Source organism: Citrobacter sp. Cm038, from assembly GCF_030333105.1.
GTDB classification, from domain to species: Bacteria; Pseudomonadota; Gammaproteobacteria; order Enterobacterales; family Enterobacteriaceae; genus Citrobacter; species Citrobacter murliniae.
In genome coordinates this window covers 473555-486993 of sequence record NZ_JAOWGO010000022.1, presented here as the reverse complement: position 1 = coordinate 486993, position 13439 = coordinate 473555, and the positions used below count along the sequence as shown (strand labels likewise).

Genomic DNA, 13439 nt, shown 5'->3' with positions numbered 1-13439 from the left:
TCGTGACGGATAATCCGAACAAAAAGACATTCTGGGATAAAATTCATATCGATCCCACTATGTTACTCATTTTGCTGGCGCTGCTGGTTTACAGCTCGCTGGTTATCTGGAGCGCCAGCGGCCAGGATATTGGCATGATGGAGCGCAAGGTAGGCCAGATCGCGATGGGTCTGGTGATCATGGTGGTAATGGCGCAAATCCCCCCCAGGGTTTATGAAGGCTGGGCGCCCTATCTCTATATCATCTGTATCATCCTGCTGGTCGCGGTGGATGCATTCGGCGCGATTTCCAAAGGCGCGCAGCGTTGGCTCGATTTGGGCATCGTGCGTTTTCAACCCTCTGAAATTGCCAAGATTGCCGTTCCACTGATGGTGGCTCGCTTTATTAACCGTGATGTTTGTCCGCCATCGCTGAAGAATACCGCCATTGCGCTGGTATTGATTTTCATGCCTACCTTGCTGGTTGCCGCGCAACCTGACCTGGGAACCTCTATCCTGGTTGCCCTTTCCGGTTTGTTCGTTCTGTTCCTGTCAGGCTTAAGCTGGCGTTTAATCGGCGTCGCCGTTGTACTGGTCGCAGCGTTTATCCCGATACTCTGGTTCTTCCTGATGCATGATTACCAGCGCCAGCGTGTAATGATGCTTCTCGATCCAGAAACCGATCCGCTGGGTGCGGGTTATCACATTATTCAGTCTAAAATTGCTATTGGTTCCGGCGGTCTGCGCGGTAAAGGCTGGCTACACGGAACGCAGTCACAGCTGGAGTTTTTACCCGAGCGTCATACGGACTTTATCTTTGCCGTTTTAGCCGAAGAGCTTGGCCTGGTCGGGATATTAATACTGCTGACGCTGTACATTCTGCTGATTATGCGCGGATTATGGATCGCTGCCCGAGCGCAAACGACCTTTGGTCGCGTCATGGCTGGCGGTTTAATGTTGATATTATTCGTTTATGTCTTCGTAAATATTGGTATGGTGAGCGGTATTCTGCCCGTTGTAGGGGTTCCACTCCCACTGGTCAGTTACGGAGGCTCTGCACTGATAGTGCTGATGGCCGGGTTCGGGATTGTCATGTCGATCCACACCCATAGAAAAATGTTGTCGAAAAGCGTGTAAGGGGTACGCAATGCGTAAGCAGTGGCTTGGAATCTGCATCGCAGCAGGAATGCTCGCGGCATGTTCGAATGATGATGGTCAGCAACAGGTTGCTGTCGCGCCGCAGCCTGCGGTGTGTAATGGTCCGATTGTTGAAATCAGCGGGGCCGATCCGCGCTTTGAACCCCTGAACCCGACGGCGAATCAGGATTATCAGCGTGACGGTAAGAGTTACAAGATAGTCCAGGATCCCTCTCGCTTCAGTCAGGCCGGTCTGGCTGCTATTTACGATGCGGAACCTGGTAGCAATTTAACCGCTTCAGGGGAAGCGTTCGATCCGATGCAGTTGACTGCGGCGCATCCGACACTACCGATCCCAAGCTATGCCCGGGTAACTAACCTGGCCAATGGCAGGATGATCGTGGTGCGCATTAACGATCGCGGCCCTTATGGTAACGATCGCATCATCTCTCTTTCGCGTGCATCCGCCGATCGCCTGAACACCTCGAACAACACCAAAGTGCGCGTAGATCCTATTATCGTCGCGCCGGATGGTTCTTTGTCAGGCCCCGGTATGGCCTGTACGACTGTTGCGAAACAAACATACGCCCTGCCCTCACGTCCAGATTTGAGCGGTGGTGGCAGTATGCCTTCCGCGCCGGATGCAGGTCAGCCGCAAACGGATATCCGCCCTATCAGTAATTCAACGCTGAAAAGCGATGACCCAACCGGCGCGCCGGTTAATAGCGGTGGTTTCCTCGGTGCACCAACGACGCTCGCCGCTGGTGTGCTGGAAGGCAGCGAACCAACGCCTGCTCCACAGCCCACTGTCGCTACGCCAGTCACCTCAACCGCTCCGGTATCCGCTCCCGCTGCCGCCGTCACTCCTGCGGCAACAGCCAACGGGCGTTATGTAGTTCAGGTTGGTGCCGTCAGTGAGCAGAGCCGCGCGCAGCAGTATCAGAAACGTTTAAGCCAGCAGTTTGGCGTTCCGGGCCGTGTGGTACAAAACGGTGCCGTTTGGCGTATTCAGATGGGGCCGTTCGCCAGCAAAGCTGAAGCCTCTACGTTGCAGCAACGTCTTCAATCCGAAGCACAATTACAGTCCTTCATCACCGGCGTGTAGTAACGTAAACCAGGTATCCGAGTTGTCAATTTCTGTAAATGACATTAACAAAGTCACGCGGAAAGTCGGATGCCTGTAAGTTACGCATTTGCTATAGTAGGGCACTTTTTTTAATTTCATCACGGACGTCGTAGTTCAGACCATGAAGACCACTTTTTCCGCTCGTTTCGTGCAGCGCATGGCGCTCACCGCGGCTCTCTGCGCAGCCTCTCTCTCTGCTGCCCATGCCGATGACCTGAATATCAAAACCATGATCCCGGGCGTTCCGCAGATCGATGCGGAGTCGTATATCCTGATCGATTACAATTCAGGCAAAGTTCTGGCAGAACAAAATGCTGACACACGCCGCGATCCCGCCAGCCTGACCAAAATGATGACCAGCTACGTCATCGGCCAGGCAATGAAAGCAGGCAAGTTCAAAGAAACCGATCTGGTCACCGTCGGCAATGACGCGTGGGCTACAGGAAACCCGGTATTTAAAGGTTCATCCCTGATGTTCCTCAAGCCGGGTATGCAGGTTCCCGTTTCACAGCTGATCCGTGGGATTAACCTGCAATCAGGTAACGATGCCTGTGTAGCAATGGCCGATTTCTCTGCCGGTAGCCAGGATGCTTTCGTCGGTCTGATGAACAGCTATGTGAATGCGCTGGGGCTGAAAAACACCCACTTCCAGACCGTTCATGGCCTGGATGCTGAAGGTCAGTACAGCTCTGCACGCGATATGGCGTTGATTGGTCAGGCACTGATCCGCGACGTGCCTAATGAATACTCTATCTATAAAGAAAAAGAGTTCACTTTTAACGGCATCCGTCAGCTAAACCGTAACGGTCTGCTGTGGGATAACAGCCTGAATGTTGACGGGATTAAAACCGGTCACACCGATAAGGCTGGTTATAACCTCGTGGCATCGGCAACCGAAGGTCAGATGCGTCTGATCTCCGCAGTCATGGGTGGTCGCACCTATAAAGGCCGTGAAACCGAAAGCAAAAAACTGCTAACCTGGGGCTTCCGTTTCTTTGAAACCGTAAATCCGCTGAAAGTCGGCAAAGAGTTCGCTTCTGAACCAGCCTGGTTTGGTAATACAGATCGTGCATCGTTAGGCGTTGATAAAGATGTCTACCTGACTATTCCGCGCGGCCGTATGAAAGACCTGAAAGCGAGCTATGTTCTGAATACAACTGAACTGCATGCTCCGCTGCAGAAAAACCAGGTTGTCGGCACTATTAACTTCCAGCTGGATGGGAAAACCATTGAACAACGTCCACTGGTTGTACTGCAGGAAATCCCGGAAGGTAACTTCTTTGGTAAAATCATTGATTACATTAAATTAATGTTCCATCACTGGTTTGGCTAAAAATTGAACACTTGAAAGTGTGATTTACGTCCCCATATACTAGGTATCCAGATAACTCCCACTCAGCGTGGGAGTTATTATTTTTTGATGTAACGCCGGAGCTGACATGAAAACCAAACTTAACGAACTGCTTGAATTCCCTACTCCATTTACTTACAAAGTAATGGGGCAGGCGTTGCCTGAGCTGGTTGATCAGGTGGTTGAAGTGGTACAGCGCCATGCGCCAGGTGATTACTCCCCAACGGTAAAACCGAGCAGCAAAGGCAACTACCACTCGGTCTCTATTACGATCACTGCTACGCACATTGAGCAGGTTGAAACACTGTACGAAGAATTAGGCAATATCGACATCGTTCGTATGGTGCTGTAAAAGCCTGTCGGTTACCCGGAGCACTCCGCTCGGGTAACCTCTCTCCCCCACCCCTGTGATATACTTTTCCCCTCTTTTACATTCTCTACTCTGAATTTCGAGTTGCAGCAAGACGGTAAGACAGCGAATCCCCGGGAGCTTATTCAAGTAAGTGACTGGTGTGAGTTAGCGCCAACACCCTACCTGCCACTTGAAAGACGACGAGTATCTACGGAGATGCCGTTTTGTATCAGGATAAAATTCTTGTCCGCCAGCTTGGTCTTCAGCCTTACGAGCCAGTCTCTCTGGCCATGCACGAATTCACCGATACCCGCGATGAAAACAGCCATGACGAAATCTGGCTTGTAGAGCATTATCCTGTCTTTACTCAGGGTCAGGCAGGTAAAGCAGAGCACGTACTGATGCCGGGGGATATTCCGGTTATCCAGAGCGACCGTGGCGGTCAGGTGACATACCACGGACCAGGCCAGCAGGTTATGTATGTTCTGTTGAACCTGAAGCGACGTAAGCTGGGTGTACGCGAACTGGTCACGCTGCTGGAAAACACTGTTGTTAACACCCTTGCTGAAATGGGCATCGACGCTCACCCGCGAGCCGACGCGCCAGGCGTTTATGTTGGTGAAAAGAAAATCTGCTCGTTAGGGTTACGTATCCGTAAAGGATGTTCATTTCACGGTTTAGCGTTAAATGTGGATATGGATTTGTCACCTTTCCAGCGCATCAATCCTTGCGGCTATGCCGGGATGGAGATGGCGAAGGTATCGCAGTGGGATAGTAATGCAACAACAGAGAGCGTCCGCCCTCGCTTGTTAGCAAACATCTTAGCGCTGCTGGGCAACCCGCCTCATGAATATATATCGGACTAAACGTGCGCATTGAAGGACCTGGATATGACAGGTCATACGATCAAAGTGACGTCTGAAAAGCGGGGCATACTTTGCCACAGCAAATGTTGGGCAAATGGCACAAAACAACAACTATTTTACATTTTGCCAGCCTGTCAGGCTGCTTTATGGCCCGTTTCAATGATATACTGCGTATCACTAATTCAAAAATAGTTGATAAATACAACATTCCCTTGAATTGAAACGCTTTCCTTCGTTATTCGCAACTGGAACACGCACGCTATGAGTAAACCCATTGTGATGGAACGCGGTGTTAAATACCGCGATGCCGATAAGATGGCTCTTATCCCGGTAAAAAATGTGGCAACAGAGCGCGAAGCCCTGCTGCGTAAACCGGAATGGATGAAAATAAAACTTCCAGCGGACTCCACTCGCATCCAGGGCATCAAAGCAGCAATGCGCAAAAATGGCCTGCACTCTGTGTGCGAAGAAGCTTCCTGCCCTAACCTGGCTGAATGTTTCAATCACGGAACCGCAACCTTTATGATCCTCGGCGCAATTTGTACCCGCCGGTGTCCGTTCTGTGACGTTGCCCATGGACGTCCGGTTGCCCCTGATGCCAACGAACCATTAAAACTGGCTCAGACAATTGCAGACATGGCGCTACGCTATGTCGTCATCACCTCAGTCGACCGTGACGATCTGCGTGATGGTGGCGCTCAGCACTTTGCTGACTGCATCACTGCTATCCGTGAGAAAAGCCCTACGATTAAAATCGAAACGCTGGTACCGGACTTCCGTGGTCGTATGGATCGCGCGCTGGATATCCTTACGGCAACCCCGCCAGATGTATTCAACCACAACCTCGAGAACGTGCCGCGTATTTACCGCAACGTTCGTCCGGGTGCTGATTACAACTGGTCGCTGAAACTTCTGGAACGTTTCAAAGAAGCGCATCCGGAGATCCCAACCAAATCAGGTCTGATGGTGGGTCTGGGTGAAACCAATGCCGAAATCATTGAAGTTATGCGCGATCTGCGCCGTCATGGCGTAACGATGTTGACGCTGGGGCAGTATTTGCAGCCAAGCCGTCACCATTTGCCGGTTCAGCGCTATGTTAGCCCGGATGAGTTTGATGAAATGAAAGCCGAAGCAATGGCGATGGGCTTTACCCATGCCGCCTGCGGTCCGTTTGTTCGCTCTTCTTACCATGCAGATATGCAGGCAAAAGGGCTGGAAGTTAAGTAATCGCGTAATACTCGCTTACATTTCAGCAATAAAAAACCGGCAAATTGCCGGTTTTTTTTCATCCAGAGCAATGGTCTTCCAGACATTACTCTTTATGAGAAAGCTTCTCAGCCTGAACGCTACCGTCAGCATCTTTCTTCGCATCGGCATTTTCATCGTTCATCGCTTTTTTGAAGCCTTTAATTGCCGTTCCCAGGTCTCCACCCAGTGTACGTAACTTCTTGGTACCAAACAGCAGAACGACCAGTGCGGCAACCACCAGCAGTTTGGTAATACTAATCTCACCCATAGATACCTTCTTGACTTAAACCAGGCTGCATAAGCGCCATATTAACCTGAGAATATTAACGGCCTTTCGACGCGCGCACACAATAGCAATCTGTAACAAGGTGAATCAAGCCTTGTTTAAAAAAACGTCATAATAATTGCGGTGGCGCAAAGCGCCGGTTACGTAACACCGGAAGTTGCGCCCTGACTTGCCTCACCCGCTCAGCCGAAACCTCTGTCATAATCAGCGCGGGTGTCTCTGCAGCGGCAGTAATGGTCACGCCAAAGGGATCGATCACCCGGCTTTGACCGATATTCTTATTACCGCACTCTCCTGCCGCAATCAAGTAGCAGGTGGCATCCAGCGCTCTTGCCGCCAGCAGCGTAGCCCAATGATGTTCTTTCATAGATCCCCTAACCCATGCCGCAGGTAAGACGAGGATTTCTGCCCCCTGCAAAGCGAGGGCTAACGCCAGCTCAGGAAAGCGTAAGTCATAGCAGGTCATTAACCCTACCTTTAACCCGTCTACGTCCAACAGCGGCGCTATGGCGTCGCCTGCATCCACATTACGCGACTCCTGAATCGAAAAGGCATCGTAGAGATGCAATTTCGCATAATGGGCAACAACCTTTCCTCTTCGTAGAGCAACTAACATGTTAAACGCCCGGGCAGGCAATGAAGGTACATGAATGGTCAGAATCGTTGTCATATCGTTTTGTGCGCTTTCACGTAACAACCGCGTCAGAAATCCCCCCTCTAATAGTTGAGCAGACTTCACGGACAGATCCGGGTCAAGATCGTCACGAGCCAGCAGTGCTTCAGGCAGTACCAGCAACGATACGCCCTCTCTGGCAGCCTGTGACATCAATAAGGCGCACGTTTCTGCATTTTTCTCCCATGAGGGACCGACGGCAAATTGCCCTGCTGCAACGAACATATTCCCTCCAGAAAAATTTGTTAAGCTCATCAACAATAATGACTCAGCGTTACATTCGCCCTGTATACTCTACATACTTCAGGTTGCGGCAAGCGCACGAGTCCCCTGGCGCATTGATAACTATGTGACTGGGATGAAAGTGCGCAGTCAACGCATCAACAACCTGAAGTATGATGAGTATAAAATCAAATAGCAGGATTATGCCGTGTTACAACTTCTATTAGCTGTTTTTATAGGTGGTGGTACAGGTAGCGTTGCAAGATGGATGTTGAGTATGCGGTTTAACCCGCTTCATCAAGCCATTCCCTTAGGTACGCTGGCTGCAAACCTTATTGGCGCGTTTATCATTGGCATGGGGCTGGCGTGGTTCAATCGCATGACCCACATTGACCCAATGTGGAAAGTGCTAATTACCACGGGCTTTTGTGGAGGGCTGACAACATTCTCTACATTCTCCGCAGAAGTGGTGTTTTTACTGCAGGATGGACGCTTTGGCTGGGCGATGGTGAATGTGCTGATTAATCTGCTGGGGTCGTTTGCGATGACGGCACTGGCATTCTGGTTGGTTTCCGCCTCCACCGCACATTGAAGACAAAAAAAACCCGCAATTAAGCGGGTTTTGAATTCTTGCTGTCGTATGCTTACAGAGCGGTTACGTTTGCAGCAGAAGGGCCTTTGGCACCGTTAGTGATTTCGAACTCTACACGCTGACCTTCAGCCAGAGTTTTAAAACCATTGGTCTGGATTGCAGAGAAGTGTACGAACACGTCTTTGCTGCCATCTTCCGGAGTAATGAAACCGAATCCTTTGGACTCATTAAACCACTTAACGTTACCTTTAATCTTAGACATCAAAATTACCTTTACATGAAAAATAGACACAAATGCTGTGTCGGGTATCAGTACAACAATTGTGGTGCTGTTTGTCCAGTCAAACCTTGCCAAAAAGTGATAAATGTCGCGTTATTTTTCAGGTAAAGTTCATATCATTTTGTTATTAAAGGGATTTTAATATTCCAACTGACAATACAGGTAGCCCCTTAAAACTGGAAACGTAGCCAGGCAAAGTAGACATTTCCGTTGTTATACGTTCCTGGAATGTAGGTCATCTGAAACGTTGCCGGGCCATAACCGATTGATGCCAGCGGCAGCAACACGGGCACCGGGATGTAGTTCCAGTTATCACGAGCAGTCATGCCCGCCGTAAAACCCAATCCCATATGGAAGTTATCATCAACCAGTGGTCGCCAGGTTTTTTCCCAGCCATAGCCGCCAATCGGCTCCCACTTATTGTAGGAGTCCTTAAAGGCCATAATATAAAGTCCGTGCCAGTTGCCTTTATCGTCCCAACGCGACTGACCAAATCCAGCCCCCCAGGGACGTTCATTGTAGCGATCTGTTTTATCTTTATCGTAGGCAAAGCGCGCATGCCAGGTAATAGCGGGCACATACAGCTCATAATGTTCCGGCTGCTGCCAGGTTTCACTGACATTATCTTTAAAAGTATCAAACCAGCCTTTATCTTCCGCATAGGCCTGAGGAATAATAGTTAACTGAATAAAAAGAAATGAAAAAATGAATAAATATCGTTTAGCGACAATCACAACTTAATTACCGTCCAGAAATTTAAGATTAATTGTAGCAAACTCAACCTTAATGACAGCTTAACAAAAAATACTATTTTAAAAAATCAGATTATTCTATAGCGTATAATTTAATGGTTATTATCCATATATTTACTAAGCCTTTTCGCATGTAACTCGTAACTTTTATTAACCTGGATTGCTTGTTTTACGAGTACCCTCCAAATAATTCTACAATTTATTAACACAATAATATCAATAGCGCATCAAATAGCGTACAACAACTGCACCTCACTCTTTTTTTATTGCGATATTCCCTTTTCATCGGCTATGTTTGAAAAATGCCTTGGCCATCGGTTTAATCCGTATCTTTATTGATTTTAATCAGCAAGCGATGACCGTTTATTAGGCACATTCTGACTCCACTTTATGCTCTTTTTTATTTTTTACTTTCTGGGCGTTTACGCGACAGGGGAAACAATGTTGACATTTATTGAACTCCTTATTGGGGTTGTGGTTATTGTGGGTGTAGCACGCTACATCATTAAAGGTTATTCGGCGACCGGTGTACTGTTTGTCGGTGGTCTGGTTTTACTGATTGTCAGCGCCCTGATGGGACACAAAGTTCTGCCTTCCAGCGCGGCAACGACTGGCTATACAGCGACAGACATTGTTGAATATATTAAAATTTTGCTGATGAGCCGTGGTGGCGATCTCGGCATGATGATTATGATGCTATGCGGTTTTGCCGCCTATATGACGCATATTGGCGCGAACGATATGGTCGTTAAGCTGGCCTCGAAACCTCTGCAATATATCAACTCGCCTTATATTCTGATGATTGCCGCTTATTTTGTTGCCTGCCTGATGTCACTGGCAGTCTCCTCCGCGACAGGGCTGGGTGTATTATTGATGGCGACGCTATTTCCGGTCATGGTTAACGTTGGAATCAGCCGCGGTGCTGCAGCAGCCATTTGTGCATCTCCTGCCGCCATCATTCTTTCTCCAACCTCAGGGGATGTGGTTCTGGCAGCAAAAGCAGCAGAAATGCCGCTGATCGACTTCGCGTTTAAAACAACATTGCCAATTTCCATCGCCGCCATTATCGGTATGGCTATTGCGCACTTTTTCTGGCAGCGCTATCTGGATAAAAAAGAGAACATCTCACACGAAATGTTAGACGTGGCCGAGATCACCACAACTGCTCCGTCTTTTTATGCCATTTTGCCGTTTACCCCTATCGTTGGCGTACTGATTTTTGATGGCAAATGGGGTCCACAATTGCACATCATCACTATTCTGGTCCTCTGCATGCTCATCGCTGCGGTTCTGGAGTTTGTGCGTGGATTCAATACCCAGAAGGTGTTCTCAGGTCTGGAAGTCGCCTATCGCGGAATGGCGGATGCCTTTGCTAACGTGGTTATGCTGTTAGTCGCGGCCGGTGTTTTTGCCCAGGGTCTCAGCACTATCGGCTTTATCCAGAGTCTGATTTCTATCGCTACATCGTTTGGTTCAGCAAGTATTATTCTGATGCTGGTACTGGTTATTCTGACCATGTTGGCAGCAATGACCACCGGCTCCGGTAACGCGCCATTCTATGCCTTCGTTGAGATGATCCCTAAACTGGCACACTCTTCCGGTATTAACCCGGCATACCTCTCCATCCCGATGCTGCAAGCATCAAACCTTGGACGCACAATTTCCCCGGTATCTGGCGTGGTTGTGGCTGTCGCGGGCATGGCGAAGATTTCACCGTTTGAAGTGGTAAAACGGACTTCTGTTCCGGTCATGGTCGGGTTGTTGATTGTGATTATCGCAACTGAAGTGATGGTGCCTGCAACGTCCGCTGTAATTGGTGGTTAACGCGATCAGTTAATATCCGACCTTGATACGCAAAATCATTTAAGCTGCATTGAGGCAGCAAGTGAGGACATCCCCAGTCACATAGATAACGATGTGACTGAGGTTTCTAAAGGCAGCCAGCAAAGAGGCAGCTTAAAGGATGACGGTATCAGCCACCGTGGTAAATACGCTGCGGCCTTCCTACCTTACCGTGAATAATCTCCGCAATAATCAAATGGCGGCCGGCACAATATTCCAGGTAACGTCTTGAGGTTGTGCGACTGATGGTTAACGCCTGTGCTACCGTTTCCGCTGTATGATGTACCGTTGGGTCGGTAAATAATTTCAACACCGCATTCAGCGTTAAGGCATCAATACCCGTGGGCAGATCTCCTTTCGGCTCTCCGCGCGCGTAGGCATTAAACATTTCATCAATCTGTCGCTGACTGGCGCTGTCGTTACCTGCCAGCATGCGTCTGCGCTGCTGATAGCGCGTAAGCGTCTGTCCCAGGCGCTCATAAGCAATCGGTTTAACCAGGTAATCAAAAGCCCCGCTACGCACGGCTTCTGAAACTGTGTCCATATCGCTGGCAGCCGTCGTAAACACCACACCGCCAGGATAACGCGCCTGGGTCAGCTCATGTAGTAAGGTGATGCCCTTGCCGTCCGGTAAATAGTTGTCCAGAAGAATCAACCCCGGCTTGAAACGCTCAATCATCATCCTCGCCTGCTCAAGATTACCCGCCAGCCATATCTGGCTGAAGCCAGGTATATGGCGAATATATTCAGCATGCATTTCCGCCAGTAGCGTTTCATCCTCAACGATCAATAGCGTTAATGGTTCCGTCATCGTTTTTTTTCACTTTCGGAAGAAATAGAGAAAATAAAGTACCGCAGGGATCATTATCTTCGAGTGTAATAACCCCGTCACAGCGCCTCACATAACTTGCAATCAGATACAAACCGATGCCATGTTCACCTGGTTCATCGGTACGGGTACTCACACCCTGTTCAAATATTTTTTCACGCAATGCTTCCGGCACACCGCAGCCCTGATCGGCCACTTCTATGATCACCTCATCCCCTTCATCGCTCAAAAAGAGTTCGATGACCTTATTCCCTTGCTGGGTACGTAAGCTGGCCTCGAATGCATTATCAAGCAGATTACCAACAATTGCTGCAAACTCTGTGCTATCCAGCCCCTCAGGGAGTTGATGTAGTTGACTACCGGGAACAATGATCATTTTTAACCCTAATTCCCGCGCACGCTGCACTTTACCAAACAGCAAACCAGCAACCTGACGATCGGCAAATGAGCCGCGTAAACTATCGATGAGCTGCTGCTGAGCCTGAGATTCTCCCTGAACCATCTCCAGCACCCGATCGTACTCTTTCATCTGCAGCAGGCCGTTGAGCGTAGACATCCAGTTCAGGTGTTCATGGCGTAGCGTTCTCAGGCTCTCAACGTATTGTTTAATTTGCGTTAATTGCGCATTGAGGGTAGCAATTTCATCTTTGCTGCGAAAACTGATAATCGCCCCAAGTAATTCGTCACCAGAGCGGATAGCTTCACGGTTGGCAATAACGCTCAACCCATTAAAATTCACCATCGCATCCTGACGTTTCTCCGCAATCTGCTGAGTAAAGAAGTCCGCGGGCTGAACAACCTCATCAATCGGTTTTCCCAGCCATTGCCGTCCTGGCGATGACAGCCCCAGCATTTTTCTCGCACTGCGATTAATTGCCGTGATGAATCCTTCAGGATCAACGGCAATCAAACCTTCATACACTGAGCTAAACAGCGCTTCCTGCTGACGGACCACGCGAGCAATTTGCTTGGGTTCCATACCGAGCATCTGACGGCGGATGTGTGCAGCAAAAAACCAGGAGAGCAGCATGAGTAACAGTAGCAGCAGAATAAACACCCCGGCCATCGGCAATAAGAAATCCGAACGCCAGCTATCAATTTTGCTAATCAGGTATCCTATTGAGACAACACCAATAATCTTGCCATCATCATCAAAGATGGGGGTTTTCGCTCGCATCGCCATCCCGATAGATCCTTTACCGGTAATGAAATAACTTTCCCCTTTTTCTAAAGCTCCCGGCTTGGTGAACTGCATCGGGTAGCCAATCTTTTCCGGGTTCGGATGGTAAAGACGAATCGAGTGATTGTCTCCGATTACGACATAGTCAAAATCCGTTCCACTTTGCAGTTTGTCGGCAATGGTCGCAAGACGCTGATAATCGCGGTGTTTGACTGCGGCGATAACGCTGTCATTGGAAGCGATGATCTTCGCCTGGTTCATCGCCATGTCGCGGACATGCGTCGCCAGATAATCTTCAAAGCTGGCGGTGAAGTATTTTGCCAGTGCCGCAATGATAAGAATGGAAACTACCAGGATAAGCAGAAAAATACGTAATGGAAACGCCAGCCTGCGAAAAAAAGAAAACCGTGTTTTATTTTTCTGGATTACCATAAACTTTCCTTGCCGACGTTAACCAACAACTTATTTTGTATTTGTAATAAAAATGTTCTATTCACAAGTTGAAGAATAAAGCAGGATCGTTACAGATTCCCCACCTTAAATCAATTAAACAAATAAAAACCACACCGCGAATGGTGATTAAATTAATTAAAAAACTTAAAACCATAAAACACATTAAAACCTTCTAACTTATTGTGAAATAAATCAAAATTTGCCTCCAAAATACTCCTTACGATGTATACAGCAGGGAAAAAAAGAAATACTCCGTAATAAAAAACAATTCC

At 48.7% G+C, this 13439-nt stretch carries 14 protein-coding genes; 8 read left to right on the top strand and 6 right to left on the bottom strand.

What is annotated here, in order from left to right; all coding sequences use genetic code 11:
* Positions 1-2 precede the first annotated feature (2 nt).
* From mrdB to lipA, 6 genes are all read left to right on the top strand, one after another.
* Positions 3-1115, top strand: a complete 1113-nt coding sequence (gene mrdB / locus OGY01_RS13605) for a peptidoglycan glycosyltransferase MrdB (RefSeq protein WP_045441035.1) — start codon at positions 3-5, stop codon at positions 1113-1115.
* Between the two features lie 10 nt (positions 1116-1125).
* Complete coding sequence (gene rlpA / locus OGY01_RS13600; protein ID WP_200010548.1) at positions 1126-2220, top strand: endolytic peptidoglycan transglycosylase RlpA; 1095 nt, start codon at positions 1126-1128, stop codon at positions 2218-2220.
* A 142-nt stretch (positions 2221-2362) separates the two neighbouring features.
* The gene (gene dacA / locus OGY01_RS13595; RefSeq protein WP_045441033.1) at positions 2363-3574 is read left to right on the top strand and encodes a D-alanyl-D-alanine carboxypeptidase DacA; all 1212 of its coding nucleotides are present in this window, start codon (positions 2363-2365) and stop codon (positions 3572-3574) included.
* A 106-nt stretch (positions 3575-3680) separates the two neighbouring features.
* Positions 3681-3944 (top strand): DUF493 family protein YbeD, encoded by a 264-nt coding sequence (gene ybeD / locus OGY01_RS13590; protein WP_003022706.1) that lies wholly within the window; start codon positions 3681-3683, stop codon positions 3942-3944.
* A 224-nt stretch (positions 3945-4168) separates the two neighbouring features.
* Positions 4169-4810, top strand: a complete 642-nt coding sequence (lipB, locus tag OGY01_RS13585; RefSeq protein WP_045441032.1) for a lipoyl(octanoyl) transferase LipB — start codon at positions 4169-4171, stop codon at positions 4808-4810.
* Between the two features lie 261 nt (positions 4811-5071).
* The gene (gene lipA, locus OGY01_RS13580) at positions 5072-6037 is read left to right on the top strand and encodes a lipoyl synthase (protein WP_045441031.1); all 966 of its coding nucleotides are present in this window, start codon (positions 5072-5074) and stop codon (positions 6035-6037) included.
* An 85-nt stretch (positions 6038-6122) separates the two neighbouring features.
* Here the strand turns inward: lipA and tatE are convergent, their stop codons facing one another.
* On the bottom strand, positions 6123-6326 hold the full coding sequence (gene tatE / locus OGY01_RS13575; RefSeq protein ID WP_045441030.1) for a twin-arginine translocase subunit TatE: 204 nt from the start codon (positions 6324-6326) through the stop codon (positions 6123-6125).
* 127 nt (positions 6327-6453) lie between these two features.
* The gene (locus tag OGY01_RS13570) at positions 6454-7242 is read right to left on the bottom strand and encodes a deaminated glutathione amidase (RefSeq protein ID WP_286493237.1); all 789 of its coding nucleotides are present in this window, start codon (positions 7240-7242) and stop codon (positions 6454-6456) included.
* Between the two features lie 205 nt (positions 7243-7447).
* Here OGY01_RS13570 and crcB point away from each other — a divergent pair, with 205 nt between their 5' ends.
* A complete protein-coding gene (crcB, locus tag OGY01_RS13565) occupies positions 7448-7831 on the top strand; it encodes a fluoride efflux transporter CrcB (RefSeq protein ID WP_045441028.1) in 384 nt (127 codons plus the stop codon).
* 52 nt (positions 7832-7883) lie between these two features.
* Here the strand turns inward: crcB and cspE are convergent, their stop codons facing one another.
* Both cspE and pagP read right to left on the bottom strand, forming a co-directional pair.
* Complete coding sequence (gene cspE, locus OGY01_RS13560) at positions 7884-8093, bottom strand: transcription antiterminator/RNA stability regulator CspE (protein WP_000034826.1); 210 nt, start codon at positions 8091-8093, stop codon at positions 7884-7886.
* 188 nt (positions 8094-8281) lie between these two features.
* Complete coding sequence (gene pagP / locus OGY01_RS13555) at positions 8282-8845, bottom strand: lipid IV(A) palmitoyltransferase PagP (protein WP_045441027.1); 564 nt, start codon at positions 8843-8845, stop codon at positions 8282-8284.
* Positions 8846-9304: 459 nt separating this feature from the next.
* Here pagP and dcuC point away from each other — a divergent pair, with 459 nt between their 5' ends.
* Positions 9305-10687 carry an anaerobic C4-dicarboxylate transporter DcuC gene (dcuC, locus tag OGY01_RS13550; RefSeq protein ID WP_045441026.1) on the top strand — a complete coding sequence of 461 codons (1383 nt, stop codon included), beginning with the start codon at positions 9305-9307 and terminating at the stop codon, positions 10685-10687.
* 148 nt (positions 10688-10835) lie between these two features.
* Here dcuC and dpiA read toward each other — a convergent pair whose 3' ends face one another.
* Positions 10836-11516: a two-component response regulator DpiA gene (dpiA, locus tag OGY01_RS13545; RefSeq protein ID WP_045441025.1), complete on the bottom strand. Its 681-nt coding sequence runs from the start codon at positions 11514-11516 to the stop codon at positions 10836-10838.
* Positions 11485-13146 (bottom strand): sensor histidine kinase DpiB, encoded by a 1662-nt coding sequence (dpiB, locus tag OGY01_RS13540; protein ID WP_045441024.1) that lies wholly within the window; start codon positions 13144-13146, stop codon positions 11485-11487. The genes dpiA and dpiB overlap by 32 nt, the downstream gene beginning before the upstream one ends.
* Positions 13147-13439 lie beyond the last annotated feature (293 nt).

Coding starts and splice junctions, on each gene's coding strand:
- dacA (WP_045441033.1), top strand. CDS start 2,363: ATGAAGACCACTTTTTCCGCTCGTTTCGTGCAGCGCATGGCGCTCACC.
- dpiB (WP_045441024.1), bottom strand. CDS start 13,146: ATGGTAATCCAGAAAAATAAAACACGGTTTTCTTTTTTTCGCAGGCTG.
- lipA (WP_045441031.1), top strand. CDS start 5,072: ATGAGTAAACCCATTGTGATGGAACGCGGTGTTAAATACCGCGATGCC.
- rlpA (WP_200010548.1), top strand. CDS start 1,126: ATGCGTAAGCAGTGGCTTGGAATCTGCATCGCAGCAGGAATGCTCGCG.
- tatE (WP_045441030.1), bottom strand. CDS start 6,326: ATGGGTGAGATTAGTATTACCAAACTGCTGGTGGTTGCCGCACTGGTC.
- ybeD (WP_003022706.1), top strand. CDS start 3,681: ATGAAAACCAAACTTAACGAACTGCTTGAATTCCCTACTCCATTTACT.
- dcuC (WP_045441026.1), top strand. CDS start 9,305: ATGTTGACATTTATTGAACTCCTTATTGGGGTTGTGGTTATTGTGGGT.
- cspE (WP_000034826.1), bottom strand. CDS start 8,093: ATGTCTAAGATTAAAGGTAACGTTAAGTGGTTTAATGAGTCCAAAGGA.
- dpiA (WP_045441025.1), bottom strand. CDS start 11,516: ATGACGGAACCATTAACGCTATTGATCGTTGAGGATGAAACGCTACTG.
- OGY01_RS13570 (WP_286493237.1), bottom strand. CDS start 7,242: ATGTTCGTTGCAGCAGGGCAATTTGCCGTCGGTCCCTCATGGGAGAAA.